Annotated in this window: 13 protein-coding genes and 1 other RNA gene; 12 read left to right on the forward strand and 2 right to left on the reverse strand. The window is 71.5% G+C overall.

Features of this window, described 5'->3' with window-relative positions:
* Window positions 1-48 precede the first annotated feature (48 nt).
* Together glmM and tsaB are read left to right on the forward strand one after the other, a co-directional pair.
* Window positions 49-1,410 carry a phosphoglucosamine mutase gene (glmM, locus tag Pla163_RS12845; RefSeq protein ID WP_145188971.1) on the forward strand — a complete coding sequence of 454 codons (1,362 nt, stop codon included), beginning with the start codon at window positions 49-51 and terminating at the stop codon, window positions 1,408-1,410.
* A gap of 5 nt (window positions 1,411-1,415) precedes the next feature.
* Window positions 1,416-2,108, forward strand: coding sequence for a tRNA (adenosine(37)-N6)-threonylcarbamoyltransferase complex dimerization subunit type 1 TsaB (tsaB, locus tag Pla163_RS12850; protein WP_419186497.1), 693 nt, complete (start codon window positions 1,416-1,418; stop codon window positions 2,106-2,108).
* A gap of 210 nt (window positions 2,109-2,318) precedes the next feature.
* Here tsaB and Pla163_RS19055 read toward each other — a convergent pair whose 3' ends face one another.
* Window positions 2,319-2,573 (reverse strand): hypothetical protein, encoded by a 255-nt coding sequence (locus tag Pla163_RS19055; RefSeq protein ID WP_419185900.1) that lies wholly within the window; start codon window positions 2,571-2,573, stop codon window positions 2,319-2,321.
* 467 nt (window positions 2,574-3,040) lie between these two features.
* Between Pla163_RS19055 and alr the strand changes: the two genes are divergently transcribed.
* The 5 genes from alr (at window position 3,041) to Pla163_RS12880 (ending at window position 10,151) form a co-directional block, all read left to right on the forward strand.
* Window positions 3,041-4,225: an alanine racemase gene (gene alr, locus Pla163_RS12860; RefSeq protein ID WP_419185901.1), complete on the forward strand. Its 1,185-nt coding sequence runs from the start codon at window positions 3,041-3,043 to the stop codon at window positions 4,223-4,225.
* Window positions 4,226-4,338: 113 nt separating this feature from the next.
* Window positions 4,339-8,232 (forward strand): AsmA-like C-terminal region-containing protein, encoded by a 3,894-nt coding sequence (locus Pla163_RS12865; protein ID WP_145188980.1) that lies wholly within the window; start codon window positions 4,339-4,341, stop codon window positions 8,230-8,232.
* 13 nt (window positions 8,233-8,245) lie between these two features.
* Complete coding sequence (locus Pla163_RS12870; protein WP_145188984.1) at window positions 8,246-9,346, forward strand: mannose-1-phosphate guanylyltransferase; 1,101 nt, start codon at window positions 8,246-8,248, stop codon at window positions 9,344-9,346.
* A gap of 17 nt (window positions 9,347-9,363) precedes the next feature.
* Window positions 9,364-9,789 carry a Holliday junction resolvase RuvX gene (gene ruvX / locus Pla163_RS12875; RefSeq protein WP_145188987.1) on the forward strand — a complete coding sequence of 142 codons (426 nt, stop codon included), beginning with the start codon at window positions 9,364-9,366 and terminating at the stop codon, window positions 9,787-9,789.
* The gene (locus Pla163_RS12880; RefSeq protein ID WP_145188990.1) at window positions 9,786-10,151 is read left to right on the forward strand and encodes an MmcQ/YjbR family DNA-binding protein; all 366 of its coding nucleotides are present in this window, start codon (window positions 9,786-9,788) and stop codon (window positions 10,149-10,151) included. Before ruvX ends, Pla163_RS12880 begins: the two co-directional genes overlap by 4 nt.
* 16 nt (window positions 10,152-10,167) lie before the next feature.
* Here Pla163_RS12880 and Pla163_RS12885 read toward each other — a convergent pair whose 3' ends face one another.
* Window positions 10,168-11,052, reverse strand: a complete 885-nt coding sequence (locus Pla163_RS12885; protein WP_145188993.1) for an alpha/beta fold hydrolase — start codon at window positions 11,050-11,052, stop codon at window positions 10,168-10,170.
* Window positions 11,053-11,336: 284 nt separating this feature from the next.
* On the opposite strand from Pla163_RS12885, the gene rnpB reads away from it, so the two are divergent.
* The 5 genes from rnpB to Pla163_RS12910 all read left to right on the forward strand — a co-directional run bounded on the left by rnpB (window position 11,337) and on the right by Pla163_RS12910 (window position 17,983).
* Window positions 11,337-11,725, forward strand: an RNA gene (gene rnpB, locus Pla163_RS12890) — RNase P RNA component class A.
* A 382-nt stretch (window positions 11,726-12,107) separates the two neighbouring features.
* Entirely contained in the window at window positions 12,108-12,806 is a 699-nt protein-coding gene (locus Pla163_RS12895) for a hypothetical protein (RefSeq protein ID WP_145188996.1), read from the forward strand.
* 143 nt (window positions 12,807-12,949) lie between these two features.
* Window positions 12,950-13,183 carry a hypothetical protein gene (locus tag Pla163_RS12900; protein ID WP_145188999.1) on the forward strand — a complete coding sequence of 78 codons (234 nt, stop codon included), beginning with the start codon at window positions 12,950-12,952 and terminating at the stop codon, window positions 13,181-13,183.
* A gap of 80 nt (window positions 13,184-13,263) precedes the next feature.
* Complete coding sequence (locus Pla163_RS12905; protein ID WP_419185902.1) at window positions 13,264-15,996, forward strand: CRTAC1 family protein; 2,733 nt, start codon at window positions 13,264-13,266, stop codon at window positions 15,994-15,996.
* A 229-nt stretch (window positions 15,997-16,225) separates the two neighbouring features.
* Window positions 16,226-17,983 (forward strand): hypothetical protein, encoded by a 1,758-nt coding sequence (locus Pla163_RS12910; protein WP_145189006.1) that lies wholly within the window; start codon window positions 16,226-16,228, stop codon window positions 17,981-17,983.
* The last annotated feature ends 1 nt before the right edge of the window (window position 17,984 follow it).

Genomic DNA, 17,984 nt, shown 5'->3' on the forward strand with positions numbered 1-17,984 from the left:
CTCGACCCGCTCCCCACTACGGTTCCTCTGCACCCCCCCGAGGGAACGATGAGCGCCTCACTGTTCGGCACCGACGGCATCCGCGGCAAAGCGGGCGATGGACCGCTGCGCGAAGACCGCGTGTCCGCACTCGGCGCCGCGATCGGACACGTCCTGAAAGGTCGCGCGCGCGATCCGATCGCCCTGCTCGGCAACGACGGACGTCGTTCGGGCACCTGGATCGAGGCGGCGCTGGCCCGCGGACTCGGTTCGGTCGGGTTCGGCGTGCGCTCGGCCGGACTGATCACGACGCCGGGCCTGGCGCGCGTGGGTCGCGACAGCGGTGCGCGCGTCACCATCATGGTCAGCGCGTCCCACAACCCGGCCGCCGACAACGGCATCAAGATCTTCGGTCCGCGCGGCGTGAAGCTCGACGCCGAGCAGGAGCGCGCCATCGAGGAACGGCTCGCGCAGGCGCCTGATCCGATCGAGAGCGGCACGGCTCCCGTCCACGATCCCACGGTCGAGCAGCGCTATCTCGAGCTCCTGCTCAAGCAGGCCGGCTCGCTCGACCTGACGGGCCTGCACCTGGTCGTCGACTGCGCGAACGGCGGTGGAAGTCGCATCGCTCCGCGCTTGTTCGCCAGACTCGGCGCGCGCGTCACGTCGATCGGCGCGTCGCCCGACGGCGAGAACATCAACGCGGACTGCGGTTCGACCCACCCCGATCGCCTGCAGAGCGAAGTGCGCACGGTGTCCGCCGACGCCGGCATCGCACTGGACGGCGACGGCGACCGTTGCCTGATGGTCGACGAGATCGGCCGGCTCGTGGACGGCGACGCGCTGCTGACCCTCTTGGCGCGCGATCTGTCCGAACGGCGCAAGCTCAGCGAGGACACGGTGGTCGCGACCGTGATGAGCAACAAGGGACTCCATCTCGCGCTCGCGCGCCTGGGCGTCAAGGTCGTGACGGTCGGGGTCGGCGACAAGCACGTCGTCGAGGCCATGCGCGCCAACGAGTTCAGCCTGGGCGGCGAACAGTCCGGACACATCGTGTTCGGCAACGACAACGCCCTGATCGGCGACGGACAGCTCACGGCGCTGCGCGTGTTGGAGGCCCTCCAACGACGCAAGTGCTCGCTGTCGACGCTGGCCAGCGACTTCCAGGCCCTGCCGCAGGTGCTGCTCAACGTGCAGGTGGAGAGCAAGCCGGCGCTCGAGGACGTTCCGGGGCTGCTCGAGCTCGTCCGCGCCGAGGAGGCCGAGCTGGGCGACAGCGGACGCATCCTGCTGCGCTACTCGGGCACCGAGTCCCTGGCGCGCGTCATGGTCGAAGGCCCCGATCGGGGCGACATCGGCGCGCGCGCGCAACGCATCGCTGCGCACCTCGTCGAGAACATCGCGCGCGTCAGCCAAGAGCGACACTCGTGACGACGATGGGCGCCGGCAGCGGTGGACCGGGGCGCGGCCTCGTGGTCGCGCTGGAGACCTCGACGCGCCGTCCGACGGTGGCGGCTCGCTCCGGCGGAAGGACCCTCGAACGCGGGCTGGACGGCGAACGCGCGCACGCCAGCGATCTGTTGCCCGCGCTCGGCGTGCTCCTCGAGCAACTGGGCGTCGATCGCAAGGCCCTGGTGCGCGTCGTCGTCGGCGTCGGACCCGGAAGCCTCACGGGTATGCGCGTCGGCGTCGCCACGGCTCTGGGGCTCGTCCAGGGCAGCGGCGCCGAGATCGTCGGCGTCCCGTCCTTCGAAGCGGCGGCCCTTCGTGCGCTGCGCTCGACCGAACGTGCCGACGCACGCGTGCAGGTGCTGTGCGACGCGCGCGGCGGACGCTTCGACCTGGCCGAGTACGAACGCGCGGGCGACGGTCTGCGCGCGCTGTTCGAACCGACCTCCCTGACGCTCGAGGAGGCCGCCGGACGCACGCTGCGCTTCGACGGAACGCAGGTCCTGTGCGACGCGAGCAGCCGCGAGCGGTTCGCGTGGGCGGACGGGGTGCGCAGCGCGGAGCTCGCCCCCCGCGCGACCGACCTGATCGCGCTCGGCGCCGCGCGGCCGGCCCAGGCCCCGGCCGACGTCGAGCCTCTGTACCTGCGGGCCTGGGAAGGACGCACGCGCAAGCGCTGACTCGAGCCGAGGGCACCGCGCGGATCGGCGCCCGCCTCCACCGCGGCGAGTACCCGAGACTGATCGGCGCTCGGGCCCGGCACGAGCGGCCCGAGTGCGAAGGCCTCTCGAGAAGACGGCCGCACATGAAGAAGGCCGAAGCGACGAGCGTCGCTCCGGCCTCCTCGAGTGGGCCCAGCTCGAACGAGCGCGGCCCGTCGAACGAACGTCCTACAGGTCGTGCGGGCGCAGGGTCTTGCGGCCGTTGTCCGTGGCGCGACGCTCGGCGGTCGCGATCATCGAGCGCACGGCGGCGTCGAGGGCGGCGTAGAACTCGCCGGAGACGTTGATGCCAGCGGCGGCCTTGGTGCGGCTCTTGCTGATGATGAAGTCAGCGGCGCTGGTCTTCTTGCGGGCGGCGGGGCGGCGGGTGACTTTCTTGGCCGCGCGGCGGGTCACCTTCTTCTTGGCTTTCTTCTTGGCCATGGTCGTGTGTGGGGGTTTCGAGGAGGCCGTGCGGCCTCGCTCTGGTCTTTCGTAGGGATATGGAAGTCGCGGTCGGGAGTACCGCGCGCGACGGTCCGGAGCGGACGACGTCGGCGAACCAGTCGCGGACGAGGTCGTTCCGGTGTTCGGAGGCGGCCGATCCGAGCACCCGGAAGATCCGAGAAACGCTGCGAATCGGGCTCTCGTGCCCGAACTCGATGGGAACGCCAGAGAGCTTGGGACCGTGTGCCCGCGCGAGTCAACGCGCGCAAGCCCCGAGGAAAGGCACGAACGCCCCTTTCCGTGCCGTTTTCCAGCATCTGACACGAATCCGACCTCGTGGACCCGGTGGAGCGCTCGGCGCGAGCGACCCCACGCGAGTTCCGGCCCCATTCGGCGTCTCCCTCGCGAAATCGGGCGATTCGCACCAGCACGTCGGTACGGCGCGCGGCGCTAGTCTGCCCGTCATGGAACGGGTCAGGGGCTGGGCGGAGATCGACCTCGACGCCTTCGAGTGGAATCTGGATCGCATCGCGGCCGCGGCCGGTGCGGGCACGGACGTCATGCTCGTCGTGAAGGCCGATGCGTACGGACACGGCGCCGTGCGTCTGGCGCTCTGCGCCCAGGCCCGCGGCGTCCACGGCTTCTGCGTGGGCACCGCGGCCGAGGCCGTCGAGCTGCGTCGCGCGGGGGTGAGCGGGCGAATCCTGCTCCTCGGCACCCTGGTCGACGAGGAAGCCGAGGTGGTCCTCGACCACGGCATCGAGATCTGCGTCCACTCCACCGATCGCTGCCTCCACCTCGACGCCCTGGCGCGCCGGCGCGACAGCCGCGCGCGCGTGCACCTGAACGCCGACACCGGCATGGGGCGACTGGGCGTACCCTGCGAACGGGCCGACGTGCTGATCGACGCGCTGCGCTCGATGTCGGGTATCGAAGTGGTCGGCCTGATGACCCACATCGCACCCTCCCGCGGACTGCGCGACGAGGAGGGCGCGCGGCAGTTCGAGCGCTTCGGCGAACTGTGCCGCACCCTGGCCGAGCGCGGCGAGCTGCCGGGCCTCGTCCACGCCGCGAACTCGGCCAGCCTCTTCTCCGGCGGCGCGCGCACCCTCGCCTCCCTCGAGCTGCCGACGCGCCTGGCGGTGCGGGCCGGCATCGCGGCCTTCGGCATGCTGGCCGAAGGCGTCGACGAAAACAGCGACCTGCGTCCGATCCTGTCGTTCTCCACCCGTGTCGTGTTCTTCAAGGACGTTCCCACGGGCACGCCGATCGGCTACGACGGCACGTGGCGCGCCGAGCGCCCGACGCGCGTCGCGACCTTGCCCGTGGGCTACGACGACGGCATGAACTGGCGGGCCGGCAACCGCGCCCAGGTCCTCGTGCGCGGCCAGCGGGTCCCCGTGATCGGCCGGGTCTCGATGGACTACACGACGATCGACGTCACCGACGTCCCCGGGGTCGAGGTCGGCGATCGGGTGACCGTCCTCGGGCGCCAGGGCGAGCAGTCGATCGACGCCCTCGAACTGGCCCGGGTTTGTGGGACCATTCCCTACGAGATCACGTGCAATCTCGGCCGGCGCGTCCCCCGCGTCACCGTCCGCAGCGAGCACCGCGACGCTCTCGTGCCCGAGCCGACGTCCGCGCGCTGAGCGCCGGGCGAGCGGACGTCCTACCCGGCCGGAGGCGGCGCGCTCCTCCACCTCACCCTTGCGCACGATCGACCCAACACGATGACGACCGACGAGCGATCGAGCGTGGGAGCATGAAGCTCTGCTGGCGCTTCCTCGAGCGGCTGGCGTCGGTCGCCGCACTGGTCCTGATCGCGATGCTGCTCGCGGTGGAGATCACCGAACGCACGGGTCTCACCGCGCGCGCGGTCGAGATCGCTCTCGACCGCGTGCTGCCCGAGGGCGACTGGGTCGTCGACGCGTGCCGACTGGACCTGGGCGGCCCGTCGATCGAGATCGACGGCCTCACGTGGTCGATGGACGGCGACGAACTGGGCCGCGCCGAGCGAGCGGCGGTGACGCTGTCGCCGTTCGGCCTCGGTCGCCCGGTGCTCGAGCGGGTCGTCGTGCGCGGCGGAAGGCTCACGCTCTCACCGGCGCTGGTCGCGGCGCTCACGCCCCGCGCCGGAACCGCGGACGAGGACGGCGGCGCGCGCCCCGACCAGTTGGCCGAGCGCGCGCGGCTCGAGATCTACGACCTCGAACTTCGCACCGCCGCGTCCGACACGCCGCTCGCGACGCTCGACCTGCGGCTCGACGTGATCGAGGAGGGCCGCCTGACGCTCGTCGCGTCGGCCCGCGACCGCCAGGGTCGGACCGGTCGCCTCGAGGGACGCGGGCGCCTGTACGACGACGGCGAGTCCACGATCGACGTCGCGGCCGACGATCTTCCGTTCACGCCCATCGGCCCGATCTTCGAAGCGTTGTCGGCGCACTCGAAGACCGAGCGCGCGACGCTCCCCGCTTTCGAGTCGACCGGTCGACTCTCCGTCCGCGCGCGCGCTCGCGGACGGACCGATCGCGTCGACTCCATCGACCTGAGCTTCGAAGCGCTCGACCTGGCCGTCGACGCCTCGGCACCGGAACTCGACCTGACCGAGGGCGCGGTGAAGGGCCGCCTCACCTGGCGCCCGGACGAGACGAACGACCTGGGGCACGTGGACGGACGGATCCAGGGCGACGTCGTCTGGGACGGCCAGCGCGTGCGGATCGGGTGGCGCGGTGGGGACCAGATGCCAGGTGAGCCGGACGCGCTCGCCGCCCCCTTCGGCGACATCCACCTGTGCACGCTCGATCGTCCGGTCGGCGCGACGGTGCAGGCCCTGGTCGGTCGGATCGTCGCCGGCCAGCAGGACGTGGTCGACCGCACGTTCGAGGCGCTCGGGGCGAAGGGAGCGGCCGACGCGTGGCTCGGACTGCGCATCCGACGCGCGGTCCGGCGCGACGAGATGGCTCCGACCTGGACCAGCGACCTCGCGCTCGTCGGACGCCCGAACGGCGCCCTCGCGATGTCGATCGACGGCTGGCCGAACGCGGACGGCGAACTCAGCGGCTTCCCGCTGCCCGTCGAGGGTCTCGAGGGACGCGTGGTCTACGGACACGTCGGTGACGGAGTCCGACACGATCGCCTGGGCGTGCTCGGAGCGGACGGGTACGTGCCCGCGGCGGCGGGCGCCGAGCGCCCGGACGCCCGCACCGCGAGAGTGCACGTCGAAGGCTGGTTGGCCTCGCCGCTGCCGCCCGACGCCCGCGGGAATCGCGCAGCCGACAGGCGCGCACCGATGCACTTCAAGATCGCTGCGCGCGACGTGCCGATCGACGAGCGCCTGACCGCGGCCGTGTTCGCGACCGGCGCCGGCATCGACCTGGACGCCATCGTGGGTCCGAGAGCCGGCCGCGTGGCCGAAGCGCGGGTCGAGATCGAACAGAGTCCGCTGCTCGAAGGCGTCGTCGTGTCGGTCGACGCCACCGTGGCCGACCTCGCCGGACACCTGGCGGAGGACCTGATCGGCAACGCCTTCGACTTCGAAGAGGTCGACGGCAACGTCGTGGTGCGCATGGGCGCGTCGACCGGTGGCCTGGGTGGCGACGACGACGTGGAGCGCCGAGCGTTCGGCTTCGCGCTCGACCTGGACGGTGCGTTCGTCGGTCGCAGCGGCTCGAACATCGAAGTCACGGGCGCCCTGCGCTCGGCGGATCCGCTCGATCCGTCGGCGACGCTCGGCGGCACCCTCGCCCAGTGGGACGTGGTCGCCGACGGACTGTCCACGGGTGACGAACTGCTCGCGCCGTACCTCGACGCCGATCCGACCCTGCGTGCGAGCCTCGACGAGTTCGGCCTCGAGGCGCGGCTCGAGGTCCAGTTCCACAGCGGTGTCGCGCGTTTCGGCGGTGCCGCGGACGAGCGGATCGAGGTGCGCGCCACGGGTCTCGAGGCCGCCTACCGCGGCGTCGCGCTCGCGGGGCCGAGCGTTCTCGATCCGAACTGCGCCCAGGTGGTCGCCACCCGTCGACGTGCGCGCGGCGACGCGGAGAGCGCGGTCCCGGTCCAACCGTGGGAGGTGCGCATCGCGGCTGCGGCGCGCGACGAACTGGGAACCGACTGGTCGCTGCGCGGCGAGACCGGGCCGAACGGTGGTTACACGGCGCACGTGCGCGTCGCGGGCCTGCGCCCGACCGATCCGACCTACCTCGCGGCACTCGACGTCGAGCCGAGCTTCGAAGTGCGCGGTGCTCTGGACGGATGGGCGCGCGTCGGCTCGAGCCCGAACGCCGACCTACGACTCGAGGACGCCGAAGCGCGACTGCGAGGCAACGACGTCGATGCCGGCGGAGTCGAGATCACCGACCTCGAGGGAGCGCTGCACCTGGTCGCGGGCCGCGTGGAGTCCGACGCCATCGATGGTCGACTCGCCAACAGTCCGTTCACGTTGCGCGACGTGCGCCTGATCCTCGACCCCAACGGTTCGGCGGCGGCCACGTCCATGAGCCTGCCCGACGGCGCCGACGGTCGACCGATCGAGGTGCGCCTCACCGCGCGCGCGTTCGCCCGCAACCTGCGTCTCGACCCGCGCGAACTCGTGCGCGACGACCTCGAAGTGGCGCGCTGGGCCTCCGAACACCGCTGGCGCGGCCTGATCGACGTCGAAGGGGTCGAGCTCGCGGTCGGCCTCGACGTGGACGGCACGCCGGTCACGCGCGCGCGCGGCGTGCTCGTGCCGCACGATCTCTACGCCCACTACTCGCTGCCGATCCGCCTGCGTTCGGCGCGGCTCGAGGTCGACGACCTCGTCGCGGACGCGAACGGCGTGCGCGCGTCGGCTCGGCTGGTGGACGCCTACGGCGACGTGGCCGAGCAGAGCCTCGCGCGCACCAGCGCCCGGATCGAACTCGACGGCGAACGCCTCGTGATCGACGAGCTGATGGGCGAGTTGGGTGGCGGCACCATCGTCGGTCTGTCCACCGCGACGATGGGCAACGACCAACTCATCGAAGGTTCGCGGCGCCCCGGGGCGTCGGGGACCGAAGCCCTGCGACTCGAGTTCGGGGAGGTCTCGAGCTTCCTCCTCGGACTGCGGCTCGACCGCGTCGACGTGGGCGATCTCATCGGACGCCTCTTCGGCAGTCAGGTCCAGAGCCGCGGCAAGCTCTCCGGCTACGTCCAACTCGCGCGCGGTCGCGACGATCGCCTCTCGGCCCTGCGCGGCGTGGCCGAGGTGCGGCTCGACGAGGCGCGCCTGTGGTCCGTCCCGGTCGTGCGCGAGGTGTTCGCGGTGCTCGGCCTCGACGCGACCGCGACCTTCGACTGGATGTCGACGCGGCTCGATCTGCGCGGCGGCCGCCTGTACCTGAAGGACGCCGTCGCCCGCAGTCCGCTCGTCAAGTTGATGGGCGACGGCTACGTGGACGCCGACGGCACCCTCGACCAACGCTTCGACCTGCATTACTCGCTGGTCGACCGCGTCCCCCTGCTGTCGCAGTTGTTCTACTGGTTCCAGAGTCGACTCGTGAGCATCCGCATCGGCGGCTCGATCGACCGCCCGCGCATCGAGCTGGCCAGCGTCGTCACCGCCCTCTTCCGCGGCGGTTCGAACGGCAAGCTCCAACTTCCCCTGCCCCCCACCACGCCGCTCCCCGAGCGGTTCTGATCCCGGCCGTTCCATGTCGACCACCGCTTCGAACCAGGTCAAGGACCTCTTCGCCGTCGTCATGGCCGGCGGCTCGGGCACGCGCTTCTGGCCCGCCAGCCGCGCCGCGCGTCCCAAGCAGTTCCTGCCGATGGGCTCACAGAAGCCGCTCCTCGTGCAGACCGTCGAGCGCCTCGCGGGACTCGTGCCGATCGAGCGCGTGTTGATCGTGACGGCCCGCGACCAAGCGGCGCTCGTGCGCGAGCACCTGCCCGAACTGCCGCACGAGAACGTGCTCGAGGAACCCTGTGCGCGCAACACGGCCGCGTGCGTCGCGTGGGCGGCGCTCGAGGTCGAACGCCGCGCACCCGGCTCGCTGCAGCTCGTGTGTCCGGCCGACCACGTCATCGCTCCGGTCGAACGCTTCGAGGCCACGGTGCGCGCCGCCTGCGACGAAGCGCGCGCCAACGGCGGACTCTTCACGTTCGGCGTGCGCCCCACGCACCCGGCCACCGGCTACGGCTACATCGAGACCGGCGCCGTGCTGGGCGAGCGCGACGGGCACGCCGTGCACGCAGTGGCGCGCTTCGTCGAGAAGCCCGACCGCGCCCGCGCCGAAGAGTTCCTCGCCACCGGCCACTTCCTGTGGAACGCGGGCATCTTCCTGTGGCGCGGCTCGGACGTGCTGGCCGGCTTCGAGGCCCACGCGGGCGACATCCTCGAGCCGCTGCGCGCGTTGGTCGACGGCCAGGGCGACGTGGACGCGGTCTACCCGGCCCTGCGCGCGGCTCCGGTCGACGTGGCGCTGATGGAGAAGGCCAGTGACATCAAGACCGTGCCCATCGACTACACCTGGAGCGACGTGGGATCCTGGACCGCGCTCGAGGACCTGAACGCGCCCGACGGCGACGGCAACTGGCGCAACTTCTCGAACGGGAACGCGGAACTCGTCGCGGTCGACAGCAGCGGCTGCATCGTGCACGCCGAGTCCGACGAGGTCGTGGCACTGATCGGCGTGAAGGACCTGGTGGTCGTGCGTTCGGGCGACGCGACACTGGTCTGTCCGCGCGGACGCGACCAGGACGTGCGCGAGGTGGTGGACCGCCTGCGCCAGAGCGGCGGCCGATTCCTCTAGGCGCGAGCGCCACGACCATGGGTGCCGTCCTCGCGATCGACCTGGGAACGAAGAAGACCGGCTTCGCCGTGGCCGACGGGTTGCGGCTGTCGATCACGCTGCTCGAGTGTCCGCGCATCGACGGCACGAGCGACAAGCTGCTCGACCACGTCGCGGGACTGCTCGACGAGCGCGACGTCGACGTGCTGCTGCTCGGGTGGCCGCTCAACATGGACGGCACCGGCGGTCCGCAGACCGACTACACCCAGGCCTTCGCGGAGAGGCTGCGCGCGCGCTTCGCAGGGCTCGAGGTCGTTCCGTACGACGAGCGCCTCACCAGCAAGGAGGCCGAGTCGCGACTGCGCGAGGAGGGCGCGAGCTTCCGCGAGATGCTGAAGCACCGCGACAGCGCGGCCGCGGCGGTGCTGCTGCAGGACTGGATCGAATCGGGCGAGCCGCGATGAGCGCGAAGAGCGAGAAGGCGCTCGCCGAACTGCGGGCGTTCGGCCTGTCGTACCCCGGCGCGCACCTGAAGAGTCCGTGGCCGAACCACGCCGACCTCGCGGTGGACGACAAGACGTTCGCCTACCTCCCCGCGGAGGCCGGACCGTTCTCGATCTCGTGCCGGCTCCCCCACTCGTCCGCACAGGCGCTCGAGCTGCCGTTCTGCGAACCGACCGGCTACGGACTCGGCAAGTGGGGCTGGGTGACGGCCACGATCGAGAAGGGCACGATCCCCGTCGACCTCTTCAAGGACTGGATCGACGAGAGCTATCGCAAGCAGGCCAAGGTGAAGCGTCTGCGCGAACTCGACGCGGGCGAGTGAGCGCGCAGCGGGCCGCTCAACGGGTCACTTTGGACTCGAGCCAGGCCGCGATCTCGTCGCAGCGCGTGCTCCAGTCGCGCTCGCGCAACAGGTCGCCCTTGCGGCCCTCGATCAGGCGCACCTCGACGTGCTCGCTGGCCAGCGCCTTCGAGGCCGCCGGATCGCCGATCGGATCGTCCGCGCCGTGCAGCACGAGCGTCGGCACGGCGAGTTGCTTCGCGCGCGCCGCAACGTCGGCGGCTTCGCGCGGCAGCATCTGCGCCGTGTGCCGCGTGACCAGGTCGTGCACCAGCGGGTTGCCCTCCCAGTTGGCGCCAGCGGCCTCCTCGGCGGTGAGCTGGTGCGACGCGAGTCCCAGCGGACCGACGTCGAGCGGCTTGGGTTTTTGGAACATCGCCTTCAAGCCACCGGCCTTGGGCGGCTCGACCAGCTTCGGCGCGAGGACGGGCGAGATCAGGACCAGCGCCGCCACGCGATCGGGCAGGGCGAGGGCGTAGGCGATCGCGAACAGGGCGCCGAGGCCCGTGGCGATGACGACCTTGGGCGCGTCCGGCAGACGGTAGGCCAGGTGGTCGCAGATCGAGTCCAGGTCGCGCACCGGCTCGGGCAGGCCCCAGCAGTGACCGCGCGGACCTTCGCTGTTGCCGTGGCCGCGCAGGTCGGGCAGCGCGACGGCCCAGCCGCGCTCGGCGAAGTACTCGCCCGGCCCCTGGTAGAGCGCGCCATGTCCGCCGGCGCCGTGCACGATCGTGATCGCACCGGTGGGCTCGCCGACGCCGGCCAGCTCGAGCACGTGCAGGAGGAACATGCCCTCGGCGGTGTGCGAGAGTCCGGCGCCCTCGGTTCCGTCGGGGTTGGACTCGCGGAGCTCGAGATTGGTGACGAAGGAGGAGACGGTCATCGGGAGGCCTGCGGCAGAGGTGGGTGGCGGTCGATCCGCCGTTCGGGCCCGGCAGGCTACCAACCCTCGGTACTGGCCTCGTTCGCTGGTGCGAGATGGCGAGCCCCAGGGTCCCAGGGGCCCGATCCGTCGCCGAACGGCCCACGGGCTCTCGGATCGAACGTCGCGCTCCGCCGCGCCGCTGTGGCCCCGGGCTCCGGCCAGCCGCCGCTGGCGCGCTGGGAGGGTCCTTCGGCCTTCACCAACGAACGAACCCAGGACCACGCTATGCTCGCGCGCGGATGCGAGTGGCCCGGGCGACCGCGTCCGATCCTCACGGGTCGGCCGAGGAAAGTCCGGACTCCACGAGCCAGGGTGGTTGCTAACGACAACCGGTCGCGAGGCCAGGGAAAGTGCCACAGAGAACAGACCGCCTCCCACGTCCTCGGGCGTGGGCGGCAAGGGTGAAACGGTGCGGTAAGAGCGCACCGCGGGTCCTGGTGACAGGCCCGGCACGGTAAACCCCACCCGGAGAAAGACCGCATAGGGGGGCGTTTGGCGCGGCTCGCGTCGCCCCCGGGTAGGTCGTTCGAGGCCGCGCGCGAGTGCGGCCCTAGAGAAATGGTCGCCCCCGCCGCTCCGGTTCGCCGGGGCGCGCGGGAACAGGATCCGGCTTACGAGGGCCGCTCGCATCCACCTCGCTCGGGCGTCCGGCGCGGGCCCGGCCGGGGCTCCGCCCGCCCCGCGTCCATCCGGGTGCCGCGGAGCGTTCGAGCCTGCGGCCGCCGAGGGTCGGCCCGCCTCCGAGCGGGGGCCGATCTCTCGGCCGAGACGCCGTGGACCACAGGGAGGATCTCGAGCAGCGCCGGCCCGAAGGCACCAGATATGGTGCTCCGCCCGAGTGAGCGCCACGAGATGTGGTGACAGCTGCGGCGCACGGCGGCGACCTGGGTGCCACCCCCGTGCCTGTCTTCGCTTCGATCCGACGGCGACACAGGCGGCCCCCCGCGCTGCCCCGGCGCTGCTAGACTGCTCCGCCCTTTTCCTGGGCTTCACAGGATCCGAGGACCCGCACCGTGACCTCCACCACCCCGAACACCGCCGCCCGACCCGTCGACGCGAAGCCCTTCGAGGCGGTCTACGTGGTCCCGCGCGAGCTGCTGTTCCCGACGCGCTATCCGCAGGGGTTCGTGCCGTTCGGTGCCGGCTTCGAGCGCGCGCCGTTCCTCGAGCGCGTCGCCACCTCTGGCTTCTTCGTCGAGCGCGAAGCCGCCGAACGCGAGCCGCGCTGGAAGCAGGTCATTCCGTACACCGCCGTCACCTGCGGCGAACGCGTGCTGCTCCTGACGCGCACGAAGAAGGGCGGCGAAGCGCGCCTCGCGAACAAGCTCACCATCGGCGTGGGCGGGCACCTCAACCCGTGCGACCTGGTGGGCGGCGACCGCGCGCGCATCTGCGACCGCGGCACCCTGCGCGAGCTCGACGAAGAGCTGTTCGTACCCGGCCTGCGCACCGCCCCCACGCCCGTCGGGATCATCAACGACGACTCGAACGACGTGGGCGCCGTGCACGTGGGCCTGGTCCAGTTCCTCGACCTGCCCGAAGAGGTGCGCGTACGCGAGCAGGACGTGCTCGAAGGCCACTACGTGTCGCGCGACGAATTGGCCCTGCTGCGCACCGACGGCGCGAACTACGAGACCTGGTCCGACTTCCTCGTCCGCGACCTGGACGCCTGGCTGCCGCGCGTCGGCGCCGGCGCCGGAACCGGCAGCTGATCGCGCGCCATCCCAACGCGCGCCACCCCACCGACTGCCACACCGCCGACGGCCACACCACCGACGGCGACACCACCGACCACCGCGGCCCTCCCCCAACCCTATGGGGGCCGCCATCCTGTTCCCCACGAGAAGGACATCCCATGCCGACCCTCACCCGCACCGCACCCGCGCTGGCCCTGGACACCGAGGCGCTCTACGACCTCCTCATGACCGCCCAGACCGCCGACAAGGTGACGCTGCTCTTCCGCGACGGACGCATCCTCACGGGCGCGCTCCTGTTCAACCACTTCAAGGGCACCGGCCGCCTGATCAACGTGGAGGAGGAGAGCTCGCTCGACTTCGCCATCGGTGAGCTCAGGGACGTGAAGCTCTGAGGGAGCTTTCGTTCCAGCGCCGGTGAGCCGGGGGCCGCAAGGCTCCCCCACCACCGGCCGCGGCCCGTAGCATGCCTGGCATGCTGATCACGATCGCCGCCATGACACTCGCGCTGGGCCCTGGGTCCGGCGCGAGTTGCGTTCAGGACGAGGTTTCGACCGATCCGAAGCAGTCCGGCGCGGACTACGGCTGGGTAGAACCGGAAGGCGAGGCGCGAACTCCGTCCGAGGCGCGAACGCTCGTCGTTCGGAGTGCGAAAGGGTGGGAGACCGTCGACGTGCGTGTCCCGGTCCGGTCGGTCCTCCTCCCGATCATCAGCCGTTCGGAAGTCGTCGTTCGACCCGACGTCGGTCCGGACGGTATCGAAATCGCCACCGTCACGCCGCGCGGTGGCACGCCGGCCACGTTGCTCGTGCAGGCCTGCGTCCACCCCAGCGACCATCAGCTGGCGCAGGTCGATGGTGTCTTCGTCCTCCTGGGGCCGCCGGAGCTGCCTCGAACGAGGATCCTCGAGTTCGAAACGGGGGAGCGTCGAAGCGACGCAGTGCCGCGGCTCGCACGTCGCGATGGGATCCATGCATCCGTCGATCTGCTGGAACTCTGCCTCGATGACCCGCAGGACCCTGGACTCTCGCTGGTGGCGATCGCTCCCGGTGGTCGAGGCGGAGCGACACGCACCCCGGGACTCGAGTTCTCCGAGTGGGTCGCGCTCGGAGGTCCACTCGCTGAACACGTGCACGGAGAACGCGACCCGCGGACCGGCCTCGGAATGCGCACGAACCTCGGTTCGACGTCGGCATCTGAGATCTGGGTGTGGGCAGTCGATCAGCTGTTCCTCACTCCAACACGAAGCCCCCTTCCTCCGATCCTTGTCGAGGGGATACGACCGCCGCCGTCGGAACCGCCCTCCGAGCTCGTCGCGCACGTGCAGGGTGCTGTCGACCTCGCGGACGCCGAGTTCCACCGACTTCGCTTCGATGCCATCGAGGCGGCCGCGGGAACGACGGTGACCTACGTCGTGACCTTCGTCGATGCGGCGGACTCCATGGCCCTACTGCGTCGGGCAGACCCGTCCGGTTTCTTCCTCGACGCAGCCGTGGAATCGATCGAGCCACTGCGGAATCGTGTCGCATTCGACGGCGACTCGCTCGCGCGCGCGGTCCACCTCGAGGGCCCCGACGAGCAGCTCGACATCCGGCCGACGATGGGTCCGGGGGCGGCGTGGGGCGACGTCGATCTCGATGGCTGGAACGACATCTATGTCGTCCAGGGCGGAGGACGAGAGGGCTCGCCCATTCCGACGAATCGACTGTTCGAGAACGACGCCTCCATGCTTGCGCGCGACACGCGCTCCTTCACCGACGTCACCGACACCTGGGGCGGCGCGGACACCGGCGCCGGCATGGGTGCGCTGTTCCTCGACGCGGACGGGGATCGCGACCTCGACCTGTTCGTGGCCAACTACGGCGCGGACGTGCTGTTCGAGAATCGGCTCGAAGAGAGCACGGACGGCACCCCGAAGCTCGTGGACGTGAGCGCGACCGCGGGCGTCGGCGGCGACCTGTGGTCCGCGGGAATCTGCGCGGGCGACGTGGACAACGACGGCGACCTCGACCTCTACGTCACCAGTTACCTCGAGTACGACGAGTCCCAGATGCCGTCGCTCGAGGACCTCCCCTACCAGCGCGAGGATCCGGTGGCGATGCTGCCCTTCGCGTTCCCCGGCCAGCGCAACCAGCTCTTGATCAACGAGTCCACGCCGGACGGGCTGCGGTTCGTGGACCGCGCGAAAGAGTGGCGCGCGGCCGACGAGCTCGGACGCGGAATGCAGCCGATCATGTTCGACTTCGATCGCGACGGCTGGCTCGACCTGTACGTGGCGAACGACGTCAGTCCGAACGTGCTCTTCAAGAACAACAAGGACGGGCGCTTTCGCGACGTGTCGTTCGCGACCGGCATGGACGACCCGCGCGGCGGCATGGGCGTGGCGCTGGGCGATGTGGACATGGACGGCGACGAGGACCTGTTCCTGACCAACTGGGAGCTCGAGCCGAACGCGCTGTACACCTCGAACCTGCAGGCCCACGCGAGCCAGCGCCACCGCGTCGCCACATTCCGCGACACGATCGTGAAGAGCGGGCTCGGCCCCCACGGCGTCGGTGTCACGTCCTGGGCCGCGGTGCTGTTCGACCTCGAGAACGACGGCGATCTCGATCTCTTCGTCGCGAACGGCTACACGAGCCCGGACTACGAGAGCACCGGCATCTGCGTCGGCCAGCCGGACCATCTGTTCACCAACGACGGGCGCGGAAAGTTCACCGTCGCCCACGAGAAGATCGCGCCCTTCGCCGAGAACGGCGGCCGCGACCTGCCGAGCCGCTGCGCGATCGAGTGTGACTTCGATCGCGACGGCGACGTGGACCTGTTCGTCACGGCCAACAACTCGGCCTACCGGCTGCTCGAGAACCACACGCGCGAGCCGGGTGCGCCGAATGCGGAGGGCGCCGGGCACTGGCTGGGCGTGAAGCTGCTCGCCCCCGCGCCGAACACCTACGCCATCGGCGCGCGCGTCGAAGTGGTCACCGACCGCCGCACGTTCGTGCGCACGCTGCTAGCCGGCAGCGGCTACCTGGGCGGCAACGCGCCCGAGCTGCACTTCGGACTGGGCACGGCCGAACGGATCGAGCGCGTGGTCGTGCATCCGCCTGGCTACGACGCGGCCACCGACGGCCCCGTGGCGCCGCGCGTGTTCACGCCGGAGGACACGACGGAACTCGCTCTCGATCGCTGGGTGACGCTCGACCTGCGTTGAGGCGGACACGGTTCAGTGCGGGGGCACGGCGCGTCCCGCCGCCACAGGACCGTCCGTTCGCGACGGTGCCCCGAACTCGCACGGGCGGCGTGGCGCGCTGGGTCGGCGGGCGCGCGACGTCAGCATGGCACCCGGAACGAGCGCGCCCGTGCAGCCGTCCACGCCCGCGCCCGAGCCGCTTCGGAGCGCTGCCATCGCGCGGGCGCTCGCCTGTGCCAGACTGACGCGGATGTCGTCCGCCAGCACAGGAGCCGACGGGCCCGCGCCCGACGACGACGCTGCGAAGAACCCGTCGCGGGCGGGCGGCGAGGACGGTGTCGACGGATCCGGAGGCAGCGAAGAGAGCGGAGCGACGTCGCATGCGGTCCAGTCCGGCACGGTCGAGAGCCTCGACTCGCCCCTCGCCCCCACCGAACCCGACGCGCCCTCGAACACCCGCGGCGCCCGGCGCGCGCGACTCGTCCTCTTCGCCGTCTGTGCGCTCGTCCTCCTCCTGTGCACGCGCTCGGCGCCCGTGGACGGACGCGACGCGGCGCACCTCGCGACGGCCCAGGCCCTGGCCGAGCACGGAACGCTCGAGATCGGCCGGTCGGACGACCGCTTCACCGACGAGCGCGTGCGCGTCGTCGCGAACACGAACAGCAGCGCGAACGAGGACGCCCGCTGGTACGCCTCGGTTCCGGCGTTGCCGTCGATCGCGGCCGCCGGCGCCCTGTGGTCCGGCGGTGGCTACCGCGCCGCGACGTTGCTCGTGGCCGGTCTGCCCACGCTGCTGCTGCTCGCCGTGTTCGCGCGCCTGTTGTCGCGCCTCGACACCGTTTCGTCCGGACGCACGACCATCCTCGTCGTCGTGGCCGCGGCGACGCCGGTGCTCGGCTACGGCACGGCGCTGAACGGGATGCCGCTGGCGCTGCTCGGCTGTGCCCTCGGATTGCTCGCGCACCTCGAACGCCGCCCGTGGATCTGTGGCGCGGCGCTGGGTCTGGCGATCGCAGCCGAACCGTCGGCCGCCGCGTTCGCCCTGTGCCTCGTGCCGCTCGAACGCCGCGCGCTCGTGCCTTTCGTCGCCGGCGCCGCGCTGCCACTCGGCGTGCACTTCGCGGCGCGCTTCGGCTCGGGCGGCGGTCCGTTCGGCTGGCCCGACGCGGCCTGGGCCTACGCCCTGTCGTTCGCGGACCTCCCCGCCCTCGCACCCGGCGTCGATCCGTTCACCGGCGGCTTCACCGACACGTGGGTCGGACCGCGCGGGCTCGTCACGCGCGCGCCGATCCTGGTCCTCGGAGCGGTCGGTCTCGCGGGCGCCCTGCGCATGCAGGTCGCGAGTGCGCGGCGCGTCGCACTCGGCGCGCTGCTGCTCGCCCTGGCCGGCAGCGTGCCGCGCCCCCACACGTTCGGGATGATCGCGCCCGCGCACCTGTTGCTCGTCGTGCCGCTCGTGTTCGGCGCCGCGCGGCTGCAGCTGCGACGCGCGCCGTCGATCACGGTGCTCGTCGCCGCGCTCGCCGTGCTGTCCCTGCCGAACACGATCTGGGCCCTGCGTTCGCCGCTCTACACGTGGCACCTCACGCCGCGCCACACGGAAGCCGCGCGCCTCGGCCTCGACGATCCCGCCGCACGCGCGGAGAACCACTGGCTCGCCGAGTGGGAGCGCGCCGCCCTGCCGCGCCGCAGCGGACGCGAAGGCCTGAGCGGCGAGTTCGAGGGCCGCGTCGAGCTCTACGCGCGCGCGGTGCTCGAGCCCGCGGCGCCGAAAGAACGCGAGGTCGCGGAGCTGCTCGCCGGATTGCGCACGATCGCGGGACGCCTCGACGACGAACGCTCGCCGCTCTACACGCGCCCACTCGTGCACTACTGGATCGGACGCGCGCTCGAGGCCCGGGGCGAGCCGGCGCTGGCCGAGGGCGCCTACCGCGAGTGCCTGCACCTGTTCCCGTCGTTCCTCGCCGCTCGCGAGCGCGTCGAGGCGCTGCGACTGCGCGGCGAGTGAC

This window comes from Rohdeia mirabilis (assembly GCA_007750655.1).
Taxonomy (GTDB): Bacteria; Planctomycetota; UBA1135; order UBA1135.

Coding starts and splice junctions, on each gene's coding strand:
- glmM (WP_145188971.1), top strand. CDS start 49: ATGAGCGCCTCACTGTTCGGCACCGACGGCATCCGCGGCAAAGCGGGC.
- tsaB (WP_419186497.1), top strand. CDS start 1,416: ATGGGCGCCGGCAGCGGTGGACCGGGGCGCGGCCTCGTGGTCGCGCTG.
- Pla163_RS19055 (WP_419185900.1), bottom strand. CDS start 2,573: ATGGCCAAGAAGAAAGCCAAGAAGAAGGTGACCCGCCGCGCGGCCAAG.
- alr (WP_419185901.1), top strand. CDS start 3,041: ATGGAACGGGTCAGGGGCTGGGCGGAGATCGACCTCGACGCCTTCGAG.
- Pla163_RS12865 (WP_145188980.1), top strand. CDS start 4,339: ATGAAGCTCTGCTGGCGCTTCCTCGAGCGGCTGGCGTCGGTCGCCGCA.
- Pla163_RS12870 (WP_145188984.1), top strand. CDS start 8,246: ATGTCGACCACCGCTTCGAACCAGGTCAAGGACCTCTTCGCCGTCGTC.
- ruvX (WP_145188987.1), top strand. CDS start 9,364: ATGGGTGCCGTCCTCGCGATCGACCTGGGAACGAAGAAGACCGGCTTC.
- Pla163_RS12880 (WP_145188990.1), top strand. CDS start 9,786: ATGAGCGCGAAGAGCGAGAAGGCGCTCGCCGAACTGCGGGCGTTCGGC.
- Pla163_RS12885 (WP_145188993.1), bottom strand. CDS start 11,052: ATGACCGTCTCCTCCTTCGTCACCAATCTCGAGCTCCGCGAGTCCAAC.
- Pla163_RS12900 (WP_145188999.1), top strand. CDS start 12,950: ATGCCGACCCTCACCCGCACCGCACCCGCGCTGGCCCTGGACACCGAG.
- Pla163_RS12905 (WP_419185902.1), top strand. CDS start 13,264: ATGCTGATCACGATCGCCGCCATGACACTCGCGCTGGGCCCTGGGTCC.
- Pla163_RS12910 (WP_145189006.1), top strand. CDS start 16,226: ATGTCGTCCGCCAGCACAGGAGCCGACGGGCCCGCGCCCGACGACGAC.